This is a genomic window from Streptococcus sp. oral taxon 431 (genome assembly GCF_001553685.1).
Lineage (GTDB): Bacteria > Bacillota > Bacilli > Lactobacillales > Streptococcaceae > Streptococcus.
Window position 1 is genome coordinate 2096127 of sequence record NZ_CP014264.1, and the last position, 20888, is coordinate 2117014.

Genomic DNA, 20888 nt, shown 5'->3' on the forward strand with positions numbered 1-20888 from the left:
AATCTATTTTTTGTTACAATATCTGTATGAAATTTACCTTTGTTATCCCTGATTCTCTTCCTGAAATGACTGTCAAAGTCTTCTTGGAGGAGCAACTACTCATTCCGAGAAAAATACGGCATTTCTTGAGAATTAAAAAGCACATTCTCATCAATCAAGAAGAAGTCCACTGGCATCAAACTGTCAAATCCGGAGATGAATGTCAACTGATTTTCGATGAGGAGGATTATCCTACAAAAGAAATTGTTTGGGGAAATCCTAATCTTGTCCAAGAAGTCTACCAAGACCAACATTTGATCATCGTGAACAAACCCGAAGGTATGAAAACTCACGGGAATCAACCAGAAGAAATTGCACTTCTCAATCATGTCAGCGCCTATGTAGGCCAGACTTGCTATGTTGTCCATCGGCTAGATAAGGAAACGAGCGGTCTCATCCTCTTTGCTAAAAATCCATTTATACTGCCCATCCTCAATCGATTACTGGAGAAAAAAGAGATTTCCCGCGAGTACTGGGCTCTGGTTGAAGGAAAAGTAGGTTCTAAAGAGCTTATCTTCCGAGATAAAATAGGTCGCGATCGTCACGATCGTCGAAAACGTCTTGTTGATCCTAAAAACGGTCAGTATGCCGAAACCCATGTGACTCGATTAAAAGAGTTCAAAGATAGTACTTCATTGGTTCGTTGTCAGCTAAAAACCGGACGGACGCATCAAATTCGGGTCCATCTTTCCCACCACAATCACCCCATTCTCGGCGACCCCCTCTACAATCCAAATTCAAAAACAAGTAGACTCATGCTCCACGCCTATAAACTTTCCTTCACACATCCGCTTACTCTAGAGAAATTAAGCTTCACTGTCCTCTCAGATACTTTTGAAAAAGAATTAAAAAAGAATGGATGATTGCGTCATCTATTTTTCCATATAAGAAAAAGCAAGGCCTATTGACCTTGCTTTTATCAACTCAAGAATTATTTAGCGATTTTAGCGAAGTATTCAAGAGTACGTACAAGTTGTGCAGTGTATGACATTTCGTTGTCGTACCATGAAACAACTTTAACCAATTGTTTACCGTCAACGTCAAGAACTTTAGTTTGAGTTGCGTCAAACAATGATCCGTAAGACATACCTACGATATCTGAAGATACGATTGGATCTTCTGTGTAACCGTATGATTCGTTTGAAGCTGCTTTCATAGCTGCGTTCACTTCATCAACAGTAACGTTCTTTTCAAGAACAGCAACCAATTCAGTAACTGATCCAGTTGGAGTTGGAACGCGTTGTGCAGATCCGTCAAGTTTACCGTTCAATTCTGGGATTACAAGACCGATAGCTTTAGCAGCACCAGTTGAGTTAGGAACGATGTTTGCTGCACCAGCGCGAGCACGACGAAGGTCACCACCACGGTGTGGTCCGTCAAGGATCATTTGGTCACCAGTGTAAGCGTGGATAGTAGTCATCAATCCTTCTACAACACCAAAGTTGTCTTGAAGAGCTTTAGCCATTGGAGCCAAGCAGTTTGTAGTACATGAAGCACCTGAGATAACTGTTTCAGTACCATCAAGAACATCGTGGTTAGTGTTGAATACAACTGTTTTAACGTCGTTTCCACCAGGAGCAGTAATAACAACTTTCTTAGCTCCACCTGGGTGCAAGTGTTTTTCAGCAGCTGCTTTCTTAGCAAAGAAACCAGTAGCTTCAAGAACGATTTCTACACCGTCGTTAGCCCAGTCGATTTGCTCTGGATCACGTTCAGCAGAAACACGGATGAATTTACCGTTAACTTCAAATCCACCTTCTTTAACTTCCACAGTTCCGTCGAAACGACCTTGAGTTGTGTCATATTTCAACAAGTGTGCAAGCATAACTGGATCTGTAAGGTCGTTGATGCGAGTAACTTCAACACCTTCTACGTTTTGGATACGGCGGAAAGCAAGACGACCGATACGTCCGAAACCGTTAATACCAACTTTAACTACCATTAGTGATTTCCTCCTTATGAAAATCATGAAAATTTTATTGTGAAAAGAGTAACTTGAATCACTACAAATCACCTTTCAACATACCTATTATATAACTATTTGAGTTTAATTGCAAGCGCTGGCCTTGTTTTTCTGATAAGCTTTGGCAATATTTTCATTTCTTTACTTAGCCTTGCAGCCTACTCCAATTCTATGCATTTCTTAATAAAAACATATTCTCTAAGCATAAAAAAACCGAGGTTTACCCTCGGTTTTGGCTGATAATCAATTATTTACGGCGTCCTGGTCTTTCTTTGTAACCATAGTATGCATCTTCGATGATTTCTTGCATATGGTCAACCATTGGAAGACGTGGGTTTGCAGGTGAACATTGGTCTTCATAAGCAAGGAAGGCCAATTCACGTGAATGTTCTTTCCATTCTTTTTCGTCAACACCTTGTGCTTTGAAGTTCATTTCGATACCTACGCGCTCACCGAGTTCGTAAACAGCTTTTGCGAAAGATTCAACCCCTTCTTCTGGTGTAGAAGCTGGAAGTCCAAGCATACGAGCGATATCTTGATATTTCTCGTCTGCACGGTAGTAGTTGTACTTAGGCCATGTAGCTGTCTTAGCTGGGCGAGTACCATTGTAACGGATAACGTATGGAAGCAAGATTGCATTTGTACGTCCGTGAACTGTATGGAATTGCGCACCAATCTTGTGAGCCATTGAGTGAGAAATACCTAGGAAGGCATTCGCAAAGGCCATACCAGCGATTGTTGAAGCGTTATGCATTTTCTCACGTGAGTGGAAGTCTGCATTCTTAACTGAACTTTCAAGGTTTTCGAATACAAGTTTGATTGCTTGAAGCGCAAGTCCGTCAGTGTAGTCGCTAGCCATTTGTGATACGTATGCTTCAGTTGCGTGAGTCAATACGTCCATACCAGTATCAGCAGCTACAAATCCAGGAACTGTCAATACCAAAGCAGGGTCTACGATTGCCACAGTTGGTGTCAATGAATAGTCAGCGATTGGGTATTTACGGTTGTTTGCTTTATCAGAGATAACGGCAAATGGAGTTACTTCAGATCCTGTACCAGATGTAGTTGGGATAGCGATGAATTTAGTCTTCTTACCAAGCAATGGGAATTTGAAAGCACGTTTACGGATATCCATGAATTTTTGTACAAGGTCACGGAAGTCCACTTCTGGTTGCTCATAGAAGAGCCACATTACTTTAGCAGCATCCATTGGTGATCCACCACCAAGAGCGATGATTGTATCTGGTTTGAAGGCACGCATGATCTCAGTACCACGTTCAACTGTAGTGATATCTGGATCTGGTTCTACATCTGCAAAGATTTGGTAAACAACCTTATTGCGACGAAGGTCAAGCTGTTCGATGATACGATCAAGGAAGCCAAGCTCTACCATAGCGTGGTCAGTAACGATCATGACACGCTCAACGTCACGACATTTTTGAAGGTATTGAATTGAATCACGTTCAAAGTATGTTTTTGAAGGAAGTTTCATCCATTGCATGTTATTTCTCCGTCTTCCGACTTTTTTGATATTCAAGAGGTTAATGGCGCTAACGTTATCCCCAACTGAGTTACGTCCGTAAGAACCACATCCGAGTGTCAATGATGGCAAGAAGGCATTGTAAACGTCCCCGATACCACCGAAAGTAGAAGGTGAGTTACAGATAACACGAATAGCTTTAACAGCTTTACCAAATTCTTTAGTCAATTCTTCATCAGCAGTATGGATGGCAGCTGAGTGTCCAAGACCGTTAAATTCAACCATTTGACGAGCTTTAGCAATACCATCTTCACGGCTTTCAGATTTCAAAACTGCGATAACTGGTGACAATTTTTCACGAGTCAATGGCTCGTTTTCACCAACTTCTTTACATTCTGCAGCAAGAATGTTTGTTCCTTCTGGAACAGTAAATCCTGCTTGTTCTGCAATCCAAGTTGCTGGTTTACCAACGATGTCAGCGTTCAATTTTGCACCAGCACAGTTTTTGCTATTTGCTTTCACGCCGAAGCAGAACTCTTCAAGAAGAGCTTTTTCTTTTTTGTTTACAAAGTAAGTGTGATAAGATTTGAACTCTGCTACAAATTCATCGTAAATTTCTTTATCAATGATAACCGCTTGTTCAGATGCACAGACCATACCGTTGTCAAATGATTTAGACATTACGATATCGTGAGCAGCTTGGCGGATGTTAGCTGATTTTTCAACATAAGCTGGAACGTTACCGGCACCTACCCCAAGAGCTGGTTTACCACATGAGTATGCGGCTTTAACCATGGCATTCCCACCTGTTGCAAGGATTGTTGCAATACCTTCGTGGTTCATCAATGCGCTAGTTGCTTCCATAGATGGTTCAGTAATCCACTGTACACAATTTTCAGGAGCACCTGCTTTAATCGCTGCATCACGCACGATTTGAGCAGCGTGAGCAGATGATTCTTGAGCTGATGGGTGGAATGCAAAGACAATAGGATTACGAGTCTTCAATGAAATCAACGCTTTAAAGATTGCTGTTGAAGTTGGGTTAGTTGTTGGAGTGATACCACAAACAACACCAACTGGTTCAGCGATAAGAGTCAATCCTGTTACATCGTCTTCTTCGATAACACCAACTGTTTTAGTGTGGCGCATGTTGTTTACTACGTGCTCACAAGCAAATAGGTTTTTAGTTGCTTTATCTTCAAATACTCCACGTCCTGTTTCTTCAAAGGCATGTAAAGCCAATTCTCCGTGAGCATCAAGTGCTGCAACTGAAGCTTTTGCTACGATATAATCGACTTGATCTTGGTCGAGTTTACGCATTTCTTCAAGGGCAACTAAAGCTTTTTGCACCAAACCATCGACATGCTTTTCAGCAGCGAGTTTCTTTTCTTCTGGTGTTACAGTTTTTTTATCAGCCATATTTTCCTCCATAGCTTTCAAGGATTGTAAGTCCTTTGTTAATTTTTTCACAAGTTTATTATAACTCTTTTTTTAAAATTTGTAAACAGTTTCATGAGCATTTCACAAACTTTTTTTGTTTGTTTGTGAAAATGATGTCAAACACCCTTTTGTAGATGCTTTTGAGGCACTAGTTTGTGAATGTTTTTAAAAAAGTTTTATTTTTCACAAACTTAATTGTAAAGAGGGGATGGAAATACCTTTCGTTTCCATGTAAGCGTTTTCTTATATTCTAAAAGAAGACCTCCTTCTAGGAGGAGGTTACTGTGCTTGTTGGAACAAACCTTGCTTAAAGTCTCCCTCATAAACTACTTCTTGTTCAGTAGTCAATTTTCCTTTTCCCTCAGCTTGGCCATTTACAAAATCACCCTCATATACCCAGCCTGCTTTGGCTTGGTAGGTGCCTTTACCATTGAAGGCTCCGTTACTGAATTCTCCAGTATAGCTATCACCGTTTGCAAAGGTAACAGTTCCCTGACCATTCATCTTACCACGAACTAGGCTTCCATCGTAAACAATGGTATCCCCATCCAGTTTGAGAACTCCTTGCTTGGGAAGATTTGTCAGAAATACTAAACCTGCGCAGACAACAATGACGATTACTGTCGCAATTTCTAGTCTAGAGCGTGTCAAATAGACACTGTATTTTTCATAGAGTTTCTTTATATTTTCCATTTTCACTCTCATTTTCTAAGCGACTTAACCAAGCTCGACAACCGGTTGAAATCCGATCGTAAGTTTCTTCAAAATCACCTGTATACCATGGGTCTGGAACGCTTTCAGATGCAAACGCTTGGACCTTATCTTGTTGATCTTGCGGGCACATCTGATATAAGTCAGCAAGGTTAGACTCATCCATACCAATGATATAGTCAAAATACTCAAAGTCATTTTTAGAAATTTGTTGGGAAGTTTTCGAAGTATCATAAGGAACGCCATGGCTTCGAAAGATTTCTTGTGTCCCTTTGTGGATCGAATTGCCATGTTCCCAGGAAGAAGTCGCTCGGCTTTGAACCTCATACTTATCGGTCAAGGATTTCATCACAAATTCCGCCATAGGACTGCGACAAATATTACCAAGACAGACAAAGGCAATTTTTTTCATTACTCTTCCTCTCACTTATAGAAAAACGGGAATGTGATCCACCCCGTTTTATTCTTCAATAGCACTGCTGTCTTCAATAACAGCTCCTTCAGGTGTCACAGCTTCTTTGACTGGCAAAACAGTTCGAATTGCTGCCAGTTCGAAGGTTAAGTATACGCCATCAACATCAAGAACAATTGTTCTATTTTCTGTGTCTACTTCATCGACTGTACCGTAGAGACCACCAATAGTGATTACTTCGTAGCCTTTTTGAAGCTTATTGAGGCTCTCCATACGTTTTTCCGCTTGTTTCTTTTGAGAACGTTGCATGAAGAACATCAAGCCCAACATCAAGACAAGCATAATTAAAAATGTTAAATTCCCACCCATTATTTTTACTCCTTTGTAATTAGATAAAACTACTATAACAAATTTTAAGTGTTTTTACAAGATTAGGCCATGCTTTTATATCAAGAAAGAGGCTAGGACAAAAATTCCCAACCTCGACTTTTTTAGCAATATGCCTCTATATTATTTCAAGTTGTTTACAAGTTCTACTAAGTTTTCAACTGTAAATCCATACTCTGCTAAAACTTTTGGTGCTGGCGCAGACGCTCCAAAGGTATCAATACCGAGAACCGCTCCATCAAGACCAACGTATTTATACCAGTTTTGAGTTGCTCCCATTTCAACTGCTACACGACGACGAACTGCATTTGGTAAAATCTCTTCTTTGTATGCTGCATCTTGTGCATCAAAGACATCTGTAGATGGCATGCTGACTACGCGAACTTTTCCACCTTGGCTTGCCAATTCTTTAGCGGCTGCAACAGCCAGATTAACCTCTGAACCAGTCGCAATCAAGATAGTGTCGAAGTCTGCTGCATTTTCATAAACGACATAAGCACCTTTCGCAACCTTGTCAAAGTCTGTTCCTTCCTCAACAGTCAAGTTTTGACGAGTCAAGACAAGAACAGTCGGTGTTTTCTCGCTCTTCACTGCTTGATACCAAGCTGCTTGTGTTTCACGTGCATCAGCAGGACGGAAAACATTAAGGTTTGGAATCGCACGAAGACCTGCCAAGTGCTCAATCGGTTCATGAGTTGGTCCATCTTCACCAACTGCGATTGAATCGTGAGTGAAGACATAAGTCACTGGAAGACCTTGTAAGGCTGACAAACGAACTGCTGCTTTAAGGTAGTCTGAGAATACGAAGAAAGTTCCACCATAAACTCGAAGTCCACCGTGAAGAGCCATTCCATTCAAGACAGTACCCATTGCAAATTCACGAACACCAAATTGGATGTTACGATTTAAGCGATTTGCATCATCTTGAAGTCCATCAGTTTTGATGTAAGTCATATTTGAATGAGCGAGGTCTGCTGATCCACCAAGGAAGGTTGGCAATTTAGCAGCCACTACATTCAAAGCATCCTGACTTGAGTTACGAGTTGCTTGAGAGAAGCCATTTTCTAAAGCTGGGAAGTCTTCTGGAGTCACCTCAACTGGATCGCGTCCTTCGATAATTGCTTCCACTTCTGCAGCCAGTTCTGGGTGAGCTTCTTTATAATCTGCGACTAGTTTTGTCCATGCTTCATAGGCTGATGCGCCACGGTCTGCAACATTTTCTTTGAAATCATCATAAACTTCTACTGGGATTTCAAACGGTTCATAGTTCCAACCAAGTGCCTGGCGAGTTGCTGCAGTTTCATCCGCTCCAAGAGGAGCACCGTGTACGGCATTAGTCCCTTGTTTATTTGGAGAACCATAACCAATAACAGTTTTCACTTCGATCAAAGATGGTTTTCCTGAAGCCTTAGCTTCTTCAATAGCAGCATGAATAGCTTCTAAGTCTGTTCCATCTTCTACCAAGGCTGTATGCCAACCATAAGCATTGTAACGATCGCGGACACTTTCTGTGAAAGAATCTTTTGTCTCACCATCCAAGTTGATATCATTTGAATCATAAAGAACAACCAACTTGTCAAGCTTTTGCAAGCCTGCATAAGAAGCAGCTTCACTTGAGACACCTTCCATCAAGTCACCATCTCCACAGATAACGTAAGTGTAGTGGTCAAAGATGTTATAACCTTCACGGTTGTACTTAGCTGCAAGGAAACGTTCTGCTTGTGCAAAACCTGTCGCAGTCGCAATCCCTTGTCCTAGAGGGCCTGTTGTTGCATCAACCCCTGCTGTATGACCAAATTCTGGGTGACCTGGAGTTTTAGAGCCCCATTGACGGAAGTTCTTTACCTCATCCATGCTCACATCTTCAAAACCAGAAAGGTGAAGAAGGGCATAAAGAAGCATTGATCCGTGACCAGCTGAAAGAATGAAACGGTCGCGGTTAATCCAGTTTGGTTGAGCTGGATTGATACGAAGTTCTTTAGTGAAAAGGCTGTATGCCATCGGTGCTGCACCCATTACCACCCCTGGGTGACCTGAGTTGGCTTTATTGATAGCGTCAATACCTAGAAAACGAATCGCATTAACAGATAGATTTGACATAGAATTTCCTTTCTCTTTGAGGTGATAGGTCTATCACATATTCTATTTGTACTATTATATGAAAATTATCCGTATCGTGCAACATACGGATAACCTCCAGAAAAAATTTTTATATTAAAGCAAGGCTTTGAATTGGATATTTGAGTCTTGTTCGAAGCAGTCATCAAAACCACGCGGGTGATGATATTCTATTAAGTGTTGGTCTTGAGGATAAGTGTATTTACCACCAACTTCCCAGATAAATGGATGGAAATCGTATTGCAAACGATCTTTTCTCATCTTCCAAAGTTCTAGGATTTCATTCGTAGAAGCCATGAAGTTAGACCAGATATCATAGTGAACTGGGATAATGACTTTAGCACGTAGATTTTCTGCCATGCGAAGTAGGTCGATAGAGGTCATTTTATCTTGGATACCTACTGGGTTTTCACCATAGTTATTCAAAGCAACATCAATTTTGAAGTCTTTGCCATGTTTCGCAAAGTAGTTTGAGAAGTGAGAATCAGCACCATGATAGATGGTTCCACCTGGTGTTTCAAAGACATAGTTAACAGCCTTTTGAGCCATTTCTTCATCTGTAACAGCTAAACCAGCAAGTTCGCCACCTGTCTCATCAGCACCGTTCACTGGTAGCGTTACCAAGCAAGTACGGTCAAATGATTCTACCGCATGAATCTTCATGTCTTTTAGTTCAATAGTATCACCTGGTTTGACAACGATGATGCGTTCTTTTGGAACACCCCATCCTTCCCAGATTCGTCCACAATGGTAAGGGCCGATAAACTTAACATGTTCTAACTTAGGATTATTGAGAATTGCTGCAGCTGTGTATGGGTCGATATGGTCACTATGGAAGTGTGAAACCAAGTAGTAGTCGAGTTCATTGATAGCAAATGGATCGATAACCATTGGCTGAACACGTAAGTTTGGTTGCAATTTACGAACACCTGCCATATTTGCCATTTGGTGTCCGCGAACCATATCTTTCACTTTTTTAGTTGATTTTCCACGGTTTGACCAAAGGTCCATGACAACGTTAGCACCACCTGGTGTTTTAATCCAAGTACCACAGTTGCCTAGCCACCACATGGCAAAGTTACCTTCAGGAACGACTTCTTCTTCGATTTCTTCGTTCAACCATGTTCCCCACTCTGGGAAAGTAGCTAAAATCCATGATTCTCTTGTAATTTCTTTTACGTTTGGCATTTGAAATCCTCCATATTTTGTTCAAGTATTTATTTCATACTTAGTATAACACCGACCGATATATTAAAAAAGACCAAGAAAAACACAGGCTTGTGTTCATCATTGGACTGTGATGTTTATGATTCATCTAAAAAAGCTTGGATGACTAATTCTTGGTTGATTAAAAGTTGAATTTCTTCTTGTAATTTTGCTGCAGCGTGTTTATCAGTTATATAGGTAGCAATAATAGTTGAGAGATTATCCTTAAAAGTGCGACCATCTTTTCGAAGGACCTTGTTTTTCATAAAGTCTGTTATGCGTAAAATATCTTCTGCCTCAAGTATAGGGTTTACCTTTAGCACTGGGAAGCGACTCTCAAGCTCATCGTTTGTTGTAATAAGTAAATCAACCTGAGTAATATCCTCCACGCTTTTGAACTGCTCAGTGGTAAAGACTGCCCCAATCTGTTCATTTGGAAGATAGAAGCGACATTGTTTAAGTAAGAGTTTAGAAACGCCCACTCCTTCATCACACACAATATAAATCTTCTTGGTATTGTTTTGAATCGATGGAGTATACTTTAAAAATCCTCCAACGTGAATGGTCAGATAGGCAATCTCATCATCCGTCAATCGAATCTGCCAGGCTTCTTCTAGCACTTCAGCACATTTTTTTGTAATTACGAAAAGCTCACTATACTTGGAACGAATCTGCCGAGTTAAAGGATTTTTTGAGAAGATCCCATAATTTTTTCTAAATAGTAGAGCCTTACAATGAATCACGAGATTCCTCAACAAGTCTTCTTTCTGTTCAATCTCCATTCTGGTTTGGGATTCAAAATACCAAATAAACTCTTCTAAAGCCATTCTCAAATGCTGAAAATCTTTACTTTCTGCATGGATGTCTCGATCTTTTCGATAGGATAACAAAAGAATGGCCAAGAGAGATGTATCTAATTCTGAAAACGAGATGCCAAATGTTTCAAACAAGCGTTCTCCTAGTTTCTTAGATACCTGGTATTCTATCCTCTTTCGAATCAATGAAAATTCTTGATCAATTTCTTGATGTTTATCTTGATTTCGAGTAACGGTATCACACCCTAGTAGAAGATAGGGAAGGACCTGTAACATAAAGGTGACTTCGTGATGGTTTATTTTTTTCCCCAAATCCTGCTCAACCAGTGGAACTTGTTTTTTGAGGAATTGATTGACTTCATCAGATAGAAGCTTCTCGTCTTCTAATCGCTCCTTGATTTTCTCCTCTAAAATAGCTACAAAAGCTGAGGTCTCCTCTATAAAGATATGATAGAGAAGGGATTGAAGATACTGGATTTTATTAAGAGGGTGTGCATTCAAGTAGTAACCGCGAGATTTACTAACTTGAAGCGTTACTTGATACTGCTCCAAGGTTAGTTGGTAACGAATGCTATTTAAGTCATTAAGGACTGTATTTCGAGAGACTTCTGTTAATTCCATGAGTTTTTCAAGCGTGATTCTCTCTTTGGAAATACCAATCAGAAGGAGCATCAGCTGCATCCGCTCATTGGCACTCATGATGTAATCATAAGAATCAACTTCGTCTAATAATTGACGACAAGCTTCTCTTTGTTCCTCGGTTAAGTGAATACCAATCCGAGGCAGACTGATGATATGCAAATTCTCATCATCCAAAGCATCATTGATTTTATCAATGTGATAGTAGATTTTTCTTCGAGATTGAGCTAGATCTTTTGAAATCGTCATAATCGTTTTGGACGTTTCTTGATCCATCAAATATTGAAGCAAGTCACAGCTCGCCTTATCTAAAACCATAATTCATACTCCTCTATTTGTCAATCGCTTCCAAAACAACTTTATAATGGTATCACATTCGTACAGACTTTGCAATTATGTGCTGTAAACTCTTAACAGTGGATACTTACAACTACAAAAGCGAGGCTTGGATCGTAAGGTCCTAGCCTCTTTTCAATTCAATTTCTTATTTCTTTTGACCGTAATAAGCATTTGGTCCATGTTTACGTTGGTAGTGCTTTTCTAGGATGTACTGGGGAGCAGGTTCAACTCTTGGATTGATTTGCTCTGTGAAACGATTCATCTTAGACACTTCCTCTAGTACAACAGAGTGATAGACAGCATTCTCTGGATTTTTGCCCCAGGTAAATGGACCGTGATTACGTACGACAATCCCTGGTACCTCAACAGGGTTTAGACCACGACGTTCAAACTCTTCTACGATAACTAGGCCAGTATCTTTTTCATAAGCTACTTCTACTTCATCCTTGGTCAAACTACGGGCGCAAGGAATTGAACCGTAGAAATAATCCGCATGGGTTGTTCCATAGAAAGGAATATCACGACCTGCCTGAGCCCAACCAACAGCTTCTGTCGAATGGGTATGGACCACACTACCAATCTCTGGCCAAGCCTTATATAACTGCACATGAGTTGGAAGGTCCGAAGATGGTCTTAAATCTCCTTCTAGAACCTTGCCATCTAGGTCAGTCACCACCATGTTTTCAGGTGTCAATTCGTCATAATCTACGCCTGATGGTTTGATAACAATGACACCGAGTTCGCGATTGACTTCCGATACATTGCCCCAGGTAAATTTAACAAGTCCATGTTTTGGCAATGATTGATTGGCATCACAGACTCGTTTACGCATAGCATTGATTACTTGATTCATCTTACATCAAACCTGCTTTCTTAATGAGTGGGTAGAGAAAGGCTTGGGCCTCTTGAATGGCTGCGCGTGTTTCTTCTACAGTTTCACAATTTTCAGACCACATTTCGATTAGGAAAGGACCATTATAATTGGTTTGCTTTAAAATATCTAAAACTTCTTCCCATTTGACACAACCTTGCCCAAAAGGTACATCTCGGAATTGGCCCTTTGAACTTTCTGTCACTGCATAAGTATCCTTGAGATGGAGAGCCGCGATGGCATGATGACCAAGATAAAATTCACTGTAGACATCATTATGCCATGCAGACACATTCCCAATATCTGGGTAAACAAAGAGGTAGGGAGAGTCAATCTCTTTTTCTACAGCCAAGTATTTTTCGATGCTATTGATGAAAGGATCATCCATAATTTCAATAGCAAGTACCACCTGAGCTTCTTCAGCCCAATCACAAGCTTTTCTCAAATTTTTGATAAAACGTTGGCGTGTCTGGGGTGACTTTTCCTCATAGTAAACGTCGTAACCAGCTAATTGAATCGTACGAACTCCCAAATCCTGAGCTAATTCGATACATTTTTTCATGAGTTCCAGAGATTTTTCCTCTAGAACTGGATCATTTGATCCCAATGGGTAACGACGATGACCTGAAAAACAGATAGAAGGAATACGAACTCCAGTTTCATAAATCGCTTTGACAACTTCCAAGCGCTCTTCCTTGCTCCAGTCAAGTCTTGCTAAACGCTCATCACGTTCATCAATAGACATCTCTACAAAATCAAAGCCTAACTCCTTAGCAAAATTTAAACGTTCTAGCCAAGTAAAGTGTGTCGGGGTTGCCTTTTCATAAATTCCAATTGGACGTGCCATGGTTTACCCCCAAATTCGTTTTATTTCATCCTTGAAGGCACGCGCTGCTCCTGCTGGACCCGCAGCCTCCGTAATTCCACGGCCTGCGATAAAGGTAAAAACATCAACGCCTTCAAAAAGTTTGAGAGTATCTACATCTAGACCACCTGTTACAGAAACACGGAAGCCCATGTCAATGAGTTTTTTAACCTTATTAAGGTCTTTTTCACCCCAAGTTTCACCAGCAAGAAGGGCATCACGAGATTGGTGATAGATAGCTTGTGAGATCCCAGCATCTAGCCAAAGCTGAGCTTGTTCAAAAGTCCAATCACCATAAAGTTCAATCTGGATTTCGCCTCGCTCTCCACGTTCAGCCTTGATAGCCTTTAGAGCTGCTTCCATAGTAGGGATGGTTGCACAACAGATACAAGTCATCCAATCTGCTCCACGAACGGCATTATTTTTGGCAACTGTTCCACCAGCATCGGCACATTTTGTGTCTGCCACAATAATCTTATCTGGGAAAAGACTTCGCAAGACTTCAACCAGCTCACTTCCAACTTGAAGCAAACAAACAGTTCCAGCTTCAATAATATCTACTTCATGACCAACAGAAACAGCTGCTTTAATCGCTCCTTGCAAGTCTGAATGGTCTAATGCAACTTGTAAATTAGGTATTCTTTTTGTCATCTCTTTATTCCTCTTTCTAACTTTCCAAATCCAATCCCTCGAGATAAGGGCTATCCTTAGATTCTTCAATCATGGCCAAGACATCTTCTTTAGTCTGGCAAGCCTGTAAACGTGCAATAGAATCTTCTAATTCAAATAAGGCAATGATTTGTGGAATGGCTACACTTGTGTGAATTTTTGAGCTTGTTGCAGCTAGTGCCAACAAAACAGAGACCTCTTTCCCATCTGAAAATACAACAGGATTTTGCAAGGTAATCAATGAAAAGGCATCTCTTTGCACTCCAGCTTCAGGTCTAGCATGGGGCATAGCCATACCTGGCATCAAGATATAGTAAGGACCATACTCTTCTGTCGATTCGATGATAGCATCGTAATACTCTGGCACAATCGCCCCACTTTCAATCAAGGGATCTACTGCTACCTTGACTGCTTCCTTCCAGTCTTTAGCTTCTAGACCTAGTCGGATTGAGTCATTTTCAATTAAAGCTTGTTTTAAATTCATATCTGCCTCCTTTATTTAAAGAGGGAGAAGGACAGAAACGATAACTCTCAGTTTCTGTCCAGCCCCCTCCAACCTTTTACTGTAGTGCTTGACTGAGTTTTTCAGTGATTTCTTTATCATCCATCAAGTTGTCAAGCCCGATTAACTTCCCATTAGTCCGACCTTCCAATTCTTGAATCAAATGAAGAGAAGCGATTACGATGTCATAGCCTGCTGCTAAACCTTTTGCTTCACCGACACTGCATGAATTGACTGTAAAGTCTGTTTGATTAAGCTTACGGAGGGCATTTTCAACCTTCATCTTGATAACCATAGATGAACCCATTCCATTTCCGCACGCTGCTAATACTTTAACCATTTTATTTCTCCTTTTCTAGACACTAAGCTTCTTCTTGAACTTCACCGTTGTAATATTTCTCTTTATCTTTTGCTTTGGCAAATTGAAGTTGAGGAATAACGAGCAAGAAGAGACATACAAGTACATAACCAACAATACCAAGGTATTTGAAGATATAGCCAAATCCAAGCCATGGGAATTCAAAGTCGATATTTCCATGGTAACCACCGTAAGATGCTAAGTCGAGAAGGGCTACACAGAGAGCTCCTAGAGCAACTTGTAGGACACCTGAAATGAAGGATAGGATAACGGCTGCTTTCCATCCACCACGCTTATCAGCATAGACTGCAATTGCTGCATTATCAAAGAACACTGGTACAAATCCTGTAATAATAAGAACAGGGTTTTTAAAGACGATGAGCAAGACAATTGTGATCAATTGACCAATCAAACCAAAGGCAAATCCTGACAAGACCGCGTTTGGAGAACCAAATCCATAAGAAGCTGCAACGTCAACCGCTGGGAATGAACCTGGCAACAATTTGTTTGAAATACCTTGGAAGGCATTTGTCAACTCAGATACGAACATGCGGACACCTTGCATCAAAACGAACAAGTAAACTGAGAAGGTGAAGGCTGTTTGGATAATATACATAAAGAAATCTTGTTTTGCAGGATTGAATAGAGTTCCTGAAGTGATGACTTCTTTATTAGACATAATGTCTGGACCCAAGATTAAAAGAATGGCTCCGAAGAATACGAGCATCAAGGTAGCAGATGCAACAACTGTATCGTGGAAGATAGAGAGGAATTTAGGCAATTTAAGATTGTCTAGACTTTCTTCCTTCTTACCAAAGCGTCCTGCCACTTTATCTACAAACCAGATTGCAAATTGTTGTTGGTGACCAATCGCAAATCCGCCACCACCAGTCAAGCGTTGAGTTGCCTCAACAGTCATATTTGAACTAACTGCCCAGTAAAGGCCACAGATGATACCGATAGCTGCTGTACCATAAGCATTGCGCAATTGTGGGACTAAGAATAGAACCATAAGAGATACAGTCGCAGCTTGTTGTACCATGATGTGACCAGTAATAAAGAGGGTTCTTACTTTCGTAATCTTGCGTAGAGCTACAAGCAAGATATTTACTCCAAAACCGATCAATAGAGCTGTAGTTGCAGTTCCAACGAAATCTGGAAACTCTGCTGCAATTTTGTTGTTTGCTGCAGCAAGTCCAAAGTAAGGGTCGATAACCGCCGCACCGATTTGGAATTTATAGTTAAGGGCTGCCAAGATTGGACGGAAGGTTGTAACCAAACCACCAGCACCCACGTTGAGCAACATATATCCTACTGTTGCTTTAACGAAACCTGAGAAAACGTCATGAGCAGGTTTTTTCAACAGTGCGTATCCTATTAGCACCAATAAACCTACGAAAAATGCGGGATTCTGCAAAATATTGCTAGAAAACCAATTTAGAACACTTGAAATGACTTCCATAATTGTTCTCCTTTTGAATTGTTTTTGTAAGTTTATTATATAATGTGAAAACGGAAACAAAAAGACCAAGAATTACACAGCGGACTGTTCACTCTTGGACTGTATGATTTATGATATTTTAATGATTATCTTATTTTCTTGTAGCTAGATAAAATGGAAGAATTTTGTCATAAGATTTCAGTAGAGCTTTTACGATTTCTTCTTCAGATGAATTTGCAGTCACTGGAACATCTACCTTCACTAAAACCTTTCGGACTTCCTGATGGAATAGTTTTTCTCTTAAAATTTGGCGATTTTCCTCAGTAACCTCCATCTTTTGACTTTCTCCATCTGAGTAGACTAGATAGTAAATCCCTTCTACCACTGGAACTTCTAGGACCTTGGCTTGTTTGTCTAATGTTCGCTCATCCTTCTTACGTTCGATAAAACTCACTTCAAGTGAAACTCCAAAATCAGAAGGGCTTCCATACAAACGAAGGGCCAACATAGGCTCCGTCACTTCCCCTTCACGCTGTAAATAAGCCCAGAAATGTGGTCGCAAACGTTGGGCTTGATTCATCCACTGACTCGATCTTTGCAGTATCCATTCTGGATGCCTTGCTTGAAAAGCTTTAGCCAGTTCTGTAAAAGCCTTTCTAGCTTCCTGTCCCTTACTCCTCAAATATAGCATTTTCTCAGCATCTTGTCCTGCCTTCTCTGGTTTTTGATACTGTAAGCCAGAGTATGCAAGGTAGTCTCTCATTGTATTCAACATAGGCTCAATCTCCCTTAGCTAGCAAAAAATCAGGGATACCCTGATTTTGCTTTGACTATTCTGTATCCACGACAACGTAACGATTTGGCTCATCACCTTCTGAATAACTAGTGACACCTTCCATACGTGAGATGATACGATGGATAATTTTACGTTCGCTACTAGACATTGGATCAGTCACCTGGCTTCGCCCCTCTTCTAGGACACGTGTAGCTAACTTCTGTGCATAGCTTTGCAAGACTTCTGCACGGTGCTCTACATAGTCATTAACATTGATAGTAATATAGAAGGTTCTTGAATAGCGGTTATAAAGATAATTTTGTGCTAAGAGCTGAAGAGATTTCAAGACCTTCCCGTGGTAACCGATAATACGACCTGGTTCATTAGTATCAATTTGCATATTGATAGAACGGCGATTTGAAGTGCTTGAGATTGCTCCCTCAACATCCATATCATCAATAATACCTTGAACATAGTTGGTCACTTCTTCAACAACCTGGTCAATATCGTAGGTCGGCTCAATCTTCAAGCCTAGGTTTTCTAAATCATCATTCTGCTCGACTTCTTCCTGCTCTTTAGATTCTTCTGGCAGTAAATCTTTTAGAATGGCAATATGACCAGTCTCCTCTAAAATTGTACTAGCTTCTTTCTCATTTTTAAGAATTTCGGCCTTAACTTCTTCAGAGATGCCTTGTCCTTCTTCCTCGATTTTTTTGATTGCTTCAACAACATGGCCTAAGTCTACTGTTGCTTCACTAACAGTCTTAACGGGTTCGTTCTTAGCATTAACTTCCTTTGGAACTCCCTTAACTGCTTGCTGATTTGCCTTCACAACAGTTGTCTCACTAATTGCTTCGATATCAACTTGCGCTGGTTTCTTCCCAAAAAGGCCAAAGAAACCTTTTTTCTCCCTTGAGACAACCTTGATATGCGCCTTCATTCTAGGAATCTCCAATTCCTTCAATCCCGTTTGGATCGCTTCCTCAACAGTTGAACCTGTAAATAATACCATTACAAGATTCCTCCTTACTTTTTCTTTTTCTGTGCTTTCTTGAGAGCTTTTCTCTTCTTGATTTCTAAATCCTTCTTAGCCTGTACTCCCGCCTCACGCTCTGCAATAATCTTAAATGGATTGTTGAGCAGATAGGTTTGGAGCACCTGATAAGCATTGGATACCGCCCAGTATAAGGCAACCCCACTTGGTGAATACATGGCAAAGAAGAAAATCATGACTGGCATTGCATACATCATTCCTGTCATAGCACCATTTTTCTCAACCATGGCCTTATTGGATAACCAGGTGCTAAGGAAAGTAAAGATAGCTGCCAGAATAGGCAAAACAAAAGTCGTATCAACATCACCAAGGTTAATCCATAAGAAATGACCCGTTTTTAGAAATTCTACCCTACTCAAAGCTTGGAACAAGGCCAACAAGACTGGCATTTGGATTAAGATTGGCCAAAGAGAAGCTGATTGCTTCACACCATGTTGCTTGAACAACTGACGCATTTCTTGATCCAGCTTGGTACGGCTCTCCATATCCCGTCCCGGATAACGTTCTCGCAACTCCTTAACCAGTGGTTGTACTTCTTGCATCTTTCTAGATGCCACCATCTGTATCTGAAAGACTGGTAAAAGAATGGTTCTGATTAAAAGGGTAAATAAAATAATCCCCAGACCAATACTTGTATCAAATGATAAAAAGCGAATAGTTTCAGCAAAAAAATAAACAAATTTACTCCAAAAACCTGTTGATTCAGCTGTAATCTCACTCGTCGTACCACTAGCCGTGCAGGCGCTCATCACAAATAAAGCAAACACCATTAAGCTAGTCAACTGTAATTTCTTTTTCACTCCCATTTCCTTCCTGGTAAATCTTTGATAACTTTAATACGTGAAGTAGATTTTTTCCCATTTCCGCGTAGTCCAAGATTTCAACACCTTTTCGAGCAATCACAACAAAATCTACGTTTTCAACCAGCTGATTTTTATGTTCAATCAGAATATGTCGAATTCTTCTTTTGATCTGATTTCTCATGACAGCGTTTCCCAATTTTTTGCTGACAGACAGACCAACTCGAAAATGCTGCTCATTATTTTCTAATCGATAAATAACAAATTTACGATTAGCAAAACTCTCCCCTTTTTTAAATATTGCACTAAAATCTTTCTCTTTTTTTACACGAAAGCGTTTTTTCAAAATTCAACTCCATCTATTAAAACTACTACTATTATACCATAATTTTTCAAAAAGCCAATCATAGCAAGGTTTTAGCCCATTTTACAGAATGAAAAAACTAGTTTTATCCTTTAAATCATATTATTTTTTGACAAATTTACAAATTTGAACATGCTACTTTCTCTTGAGATAAAACAAAAGTCACCCTTTGGAGTGACTTTTGTAGGAGATTATTATGAAAAAGTTAGGATTTTAATTAAATAAAGTTAGGAGGTCTTTATTTAATAATAGTAGTATACAGGTCTATCCTTAAACCCAACTTAAACAGATTCAATTTCTTTTTAATTTTTAAAACTATGGATTGGAGCTGGGATTTGTCCTCCACGTGCAATGAAATCAACAGACGATGCACCGTTGACTTTCATGACTGGAGCTGTTCCTAAAAGGCCACCAAACTCAATCATGTCGCCTTCTTTTCCTTTTGGAATAATACGTACAGCAGTTGTTTTCATGTTGATGACTCCGATAGCAGCTTCATCCGCAATCATTGCCGCAATCGTTTCTGCAGGTGTATCCTCAGGAATGGCAATCATATCCAAACCAACTGAACAGATAGCTGTCATAGCTTCTAATTTTTCCAAATTAAGGGATCCGTTTTGCACTGCAGCAATCATCCCCTCGTCTTCAGAAACTGGAATAAAAGCACCTGACAAACCACCAACTTGGTTGCAAGCCATAACTCCACCTTTTTTAACTTGGTCGTTCAAGAGAGCCAAGGCAGCAGTCGTTCCATGAGTCCCAACTGTCTCTAACCCCATTTCTTCAAGAACACGAGCTACAGAATCACCCACTGCTGGAGTTGGAGCTAAACTCAAATCGACAATCCCAAAATCAACTCCGAGGCGCTCACTAGCCATTTGACCAACCAATTGACCAATACGAGTAATCTTGAAAGCTGTTTTTTTAACAGTTTCAGCAACAACATCAAAGCTCTGACCTCGAACTTTTTCCAAGGCACGTTTGACAACACCCGGTCCTGAAACACCTACATTGATGATGACATCTGCTTCACCTACACCATGAAAAGCGCCTGCCATAAAAGGATTGTCCTCTACCGCGTTGGCAAATACAACCAATTTAGCCGCACCCATATCAGATAAAGAAGCTGTTTCCTTGATAATGCGTCCCATATCCGCTACTGCAGTCATATTGATGCCCGATTTGGTAGAACCGATATTTACTGATGAACAAACCTTATCTGTTTCTGCTAAGGCACGAGGAATAGAGTTGATGAGGATTTCATCACCTTTTTGATAACCCTTTTGTACCAAGGCTGAAAAACCACCAATGAAGTCAACACCAATTTCTTTCGCAGCTTTATCCAGTGCTTTAGCTAAGACTACATAATCCGTCGCATAGGTAGCAGCACCAATCAAGGAAATTGGAGTAACTGATACCCGTTTATTTACGATGGGAATTCCCAGCTCAGCCGCAATTTCATCCCCAACAGCCACTAAATTAGCTGCTTTTGTAGTAATCTTTTCATATATTTTATCCGCAGCACGATTGATATCTGGATCGATACAGTCCAAAAGGGAAATCCCCATGGTAATGGTTCTAATGTCAAAGTTTTGCTCCTCAATCATAGCGATTGTTTCGGTAACTTGTCTAATATCCAT

General features: G+C 40.3%; 20 protein-coding genes. 1 reads left to right on the top strand and 19 read right to left on the bottom strand.

Going from position 1 to position 20888, the window contains the following annotated elements:
- Positions 1-26: 26 nt before the first annotated feature.
- Positions 27-902: an RluA family pseudouridine synthase gene (locus AXE83_RS09875; protein ID WP_150114549.1), complete on the top strand. Its 876-nt coding sequence runs from the start codon at positions 27-29 to the stop codon at positions 900-902.
- 68 nt (positions 903-970) lie between these two features.
- On the opposite strand, the gene gap is transcribed toward AXE83_RS09875, so the two are convergent.
- The 19 genes from gap to AXE83_RS09970 form a co-directional block, all read right to left on the bottom strand.
- Positions 971-1981 (bottom strand): type I glyceraldehyde-3-phosphate dehydrogenase, encoded by a 1011-nt coding sequence (gene gap / locus AXE83_RS09880; protein ID WP_000260668.1) that lies wholly within the window; start codon positions 1979-1981, stop codon positions 971-973.
- Between the two features lie 268 nt (positions 1982-2249).
- The gene (adhE, locus tag AXE83_RS09885; RefSeq protein WP_060956407.1) at positions 2250-4901 is read right to left on the bottom strand and encodes a bifunctional acetaldehyde-CoA/alcohol dehydrogenase; all 2652 of its coding nucleotides are present in this window, start codon (positions 4899-4901) and stop codon (positions 2250-2252) included.
- Positions 4902-5201: 300 nt separating this feature from the next.
- Positions 5202-5615: an MORN repeat-containing protein gene (locus tag AXE83_RS09890; protein WP_060956293.1), complete on the bottom strand. Its 414-nt coding sequence runs from the start codon at positions 5613-5615 to the stop codon at positions 5202-5204.
- A complete protein-coding gene (locus AXE83_RS09895; RefSeq protein WP_060956294.1) occupies positions 5590-6045 on the bottom strand; it encodes a low molecular weight protein-tyrosine-phosphatase in 456 nt (151 codons plus the stop codon). Before AXE83_RS09895 ends, AXE83_RS09890 begins: the two co-directional genes overlap by 26 nt.
- 48 nt (positions 6046-6093) lie before the next feature.
- On the bottom strand, positions 6094-6414 hold the full coding sequence (yajC, locus tag AXE83_RS09900; RefSeq protein WP_049548835.1) for a preprotein translocase subunit YajC: 321 nt from the start codon (positions 6412-6414) through the stop codon (positions 6094-6096).
- A 141-nt stretch (positions 6415-6555) separates the two neighbouring features.
- Complete coding sequence (gene tkt / locus AXE83_RS09905) at positions 6556-8532, bottom strand: transketolase (RefSeq protein ID WP_060956295.1); 1977 nt, start codon at positions 8530-8532, stop codon at positions 6556-6558.
- A gap of 114 nt (positions 8533-8646) precedes the next feature.
- Positions 8647-9738, bottom strand: a complete 1092-nt coding sequence (gene ulaG, locus AXE83_RS09910) for an L-ascorbate 6-phosphate lactonase (RefSeq protein ID WP_006153413.1) — start codon at positions 9736-9738, stop codon at positions 8647-8649.
- A gap of 116 nt (positions 9739-9854) precedes the next feature.
- Positions 9855-11528, bottom strand: coding sequence for a BglG family transcription antiterminator (locus tag AXE83_RS09915; protein WP_060956296.1), 1674 nt, complete (start codon positions 11526-11528; stop codon positions 9855-9857).
- Positions 11529-11694: 166 nt separating this feature from the next.
- On the bottom strand, positions 11695-12402 hold the full coding sequence (locus tag AXE83_RS09920; protein ID WP_060956297.1) for an L-ribulose-5-phosphate 4-epimerase: 708 nt from the start codon (positions 12400-12402) through the stop codon (positions 11695-11697).
- Between the two features lies 1 nt (position 12403).
- On the bottom strand, positions 12404-13267 hold the full coding sequence (locus AXE83_RS09925) for an L-ribulose-5-phosphate 3-epimerase (protein WP_060956298.1): 864 nt from the start codon (positions 13265-13267) through the stop codon (positions 12404-12406).
- Positions 13268-13270: 3 nt separating this feature from the next.
- Positions 13271-13936, bottom strand: a complete 666-nt coding sequence (locus AXE83_RS09930) for a 3-keto-L-gulonate-6-phosphate decarboxylase UlaD (RefSeq protein ID WP_060956299.1) — start codon at positions 13934-13936, stop codon at positions 13271-13273.
- A 16-nt stretch (positions 13937-13952) separates the two neighbouring features.
- Complete coding sequence (locus tag AXE83_RS09935; RefSeq protein WP_060956300.1) at positions 13953-14438, bottom strand: PTS sugar transporter subunit IIA; 486 nt, start codon at positions 14436-14438, stop codon at positions 13953-13955.
- A gap of 76 nt (positions 14439-14514) precedes the next feature.
- On the bottom strand, positions 14515-14796 hold the full coding sequence (locus tag AXE83_RS09940; RefSeq protein WP_000241466.1) for a PTS sugar transporter subunit IIB: 282 nt from the start codon (positions 14794-14796) through the stop codon (positions 14515-14517).
- A 22-nt stretch (positions 14797-14818) separates the two neighbouring features.
- Positions 14819-16276, bottom strand: coding sequence for a PTS ascorbate transporter subunit IIC (locus tag AXE83_RS09945; RefSeq protein ID WP_060956301.1), 1458 nt, complete (start codon positions 16274-16276; stop codon positions 14819-14821).
- Positions 16277-16406: 130 nt separating this feature from the next.
- Positions 16407-17030 carry a hypothetical protein gene (locus AXE83_RS09950; protein WP_060956302.1) on the bottom strand — a complete coding sequence of 208 codons (624 nt, stop codon included), beginning with the start codon at positions 17028-17030 and terminating at the stop codon, positions 16407-16409.
- Positions 17031-17085: 55 nt separating this feature from the next.
- Positions 17086-18042, bottom strand: coding sequence for an RNA-binding cell elongation regulator Jag/EloR (jag, locus tag AXE83_RS09955; protein WP_049526514.1), 957 nt, complete (start codon positions 18040-18042; stop codon positions 17086-17088).
- A 14-nt stretch (positions 18043-18056) separates the two neighbouring features.
- The gene (locus AXE83_RS09960; protein ID WP_190279313.1) at positions 18057-18884 is read right to left on the bottom strand and encodes a YidC/Oxa1 family membrane protein insertase; all 828 of its coding nucleotides are present in this window, start codon (positions 18882-18884) and stop codon (positions 18057-18059) included.
- The gene (gene rnpA, locus AXE83_RS09965) at positions 18859-19230 is read right to left on the bottom strand and encodes a ribonuclease P protein component (protein ID WP_060956304.1); all 372 of its coding nucleotides are present in this window, start codon (positions 19228-19230) and stop codon (positions 18859-18861) included. The genes AXE83_RS09960 and rnpA overlap by 26 nt, the downstream gene beginning before the upstream one ends.
- A gap of 320 nt (positions 19231-19550) precedes the next feature.
- Entirely contained in the window at positions 19551-20888 is a 1338-nt protein-coding gene (locus tag AXE83_RS09970) for a PFL family protein (RefSeq protein WP_060956305.1), read from the bottom strand.

What these genes read in the sequence shown, in the direction of transcription:
- AXE83_RS09875 (WP_150114549.1), top strand. Translation starts at nt 27, where the DNA reads ATGAAATTTACCTTTGTTATCCCTGATTCTCTTCCTGAAATGACTGTC.
- gap (WP_000260668.1), bottom strand. Translation starts at nt 1,981, where the DNA reads ATGGTAGTTAAAGTTGGTATTAACGGTTTCGGACGTATCGGTCGTCTT.
- adhE (WP_060956407.1), bottom strand. Translation starts at nt 4,901, where the DNA reads ATGGCTGATAAAAAAACTGTAACACCAGAAGAAAAGAAACTCGCTGCT.
- AXE83_RS09890 (WP_060956293.1), bottom strand. Translation starts at nt 5,615, where the DNA reads ATGGAAAATATAAAGAAACTCTATGAAAAATACAGTGTCTATTTGACA.
- AXE83_RS09895 (WP_060956294.1), bottom strand. Translation starts at nt 6,045, where the DNA reads ATGAAAAAAATTGCCTTTGTCTGTCTTGGTAATATTTGTCGCAGTCCT.
- yajC (WP_049548835.1), bottom strand. Translation starts at nt 6,414, where the DNA reads ATGGGTGGGAATTTAACATTTTTAATTATGCTTGTCTTGATGTTGGGC.
- tkt (WP_060956295.1), bottom strand. Translation starts at nt 8,532, where the DNA reads ATGTCAAATCTATCTGTTAATGCGATTCGTTTTCTAGGTATTGACGCT.
- ulaG (WP_006153413.1), bottom strand. Translation starts at nt 9,738, where the DNA reads ATGCCAAACGTAAAAGAAATTACAAGAGAATCATGGATTTTAGCTACT.
- AXE83_RS09915 (WP_060956296.1), bottom strand. Translation starts at nt 11,528, where the DNA reads ATGGTTTTAGATAAGGCGAGCTGTGACTTGCTTCAATATTTGATGGAT.
- AXE83_RS09920 (WP_060956297.1), bottom strand. Translation starts at nt 12,402, where the DNA reads ATGAATCAAGTAATCAATGCTATGCGTAAACGAGTCTGTGATGCCAAT.
- AXE83_RS09925 (WP_060956298.1), bottom strand. Translation starts at nt 13,267, where the DNA reads ATGGCACGTCCAATTGGAATTTATGAAAAGGCAACCCCGACACACTTT.
- AXE83_RS09930 (WP_060956299.1), bottom strand. Translation starts at nt 13,936, where the DNA reads ATGACAAAAAGAATACCTAATTTACAAGTTGCATTAGACCATTCAGAC.
- AXE83_RS09935 (WP_060956300.1), bottom strand. Translation starts at nt 14,438, where the DNA reads ATGAATTTAAAACAAGCTTTAATTGAAAATGACTCAATCCGACTAGGT.
- AXE83_RS09940 (WP_000241466.1), bottom strand. Translation starts at nt 14,796, where the DNA reads ATGGTTAAAGTATTAGCAGCGTGCGGAAATGGAATGGGTTCATCTATG.
- AXE83_RS09945 (WP_060956301.1), bottom strand. Translation starts at nt 16,276, where the DNA reads ATGGAAGTCATTTCAAGTGTTCTAAATTGGTTTTCTAGCAATATTTTG.
- AXE83_RS09950 (WP_060956302.1), bottom strand. Translation starts at nt 17,030, where the DNA reads ATGTTGAATACAATGAGAGACTACCTTGCATACTCTGGCTTACAGTAT.
- jag (WP_049526514.1), bottom strand. Translation starts at nt 18,042, where the DNA reads ATGGTATTATTTACAGGTTCAACTGTTGAGGAAGCGATCCAAACGGGA.
- AXE83_RS09970 (WP_060956305.1), bottom strand. Translation starts at nt 20,888, where the DNA reads ATGGATATTAGACAAGTTACCGAAACAATCGCTATGATTGAGGAGCAA.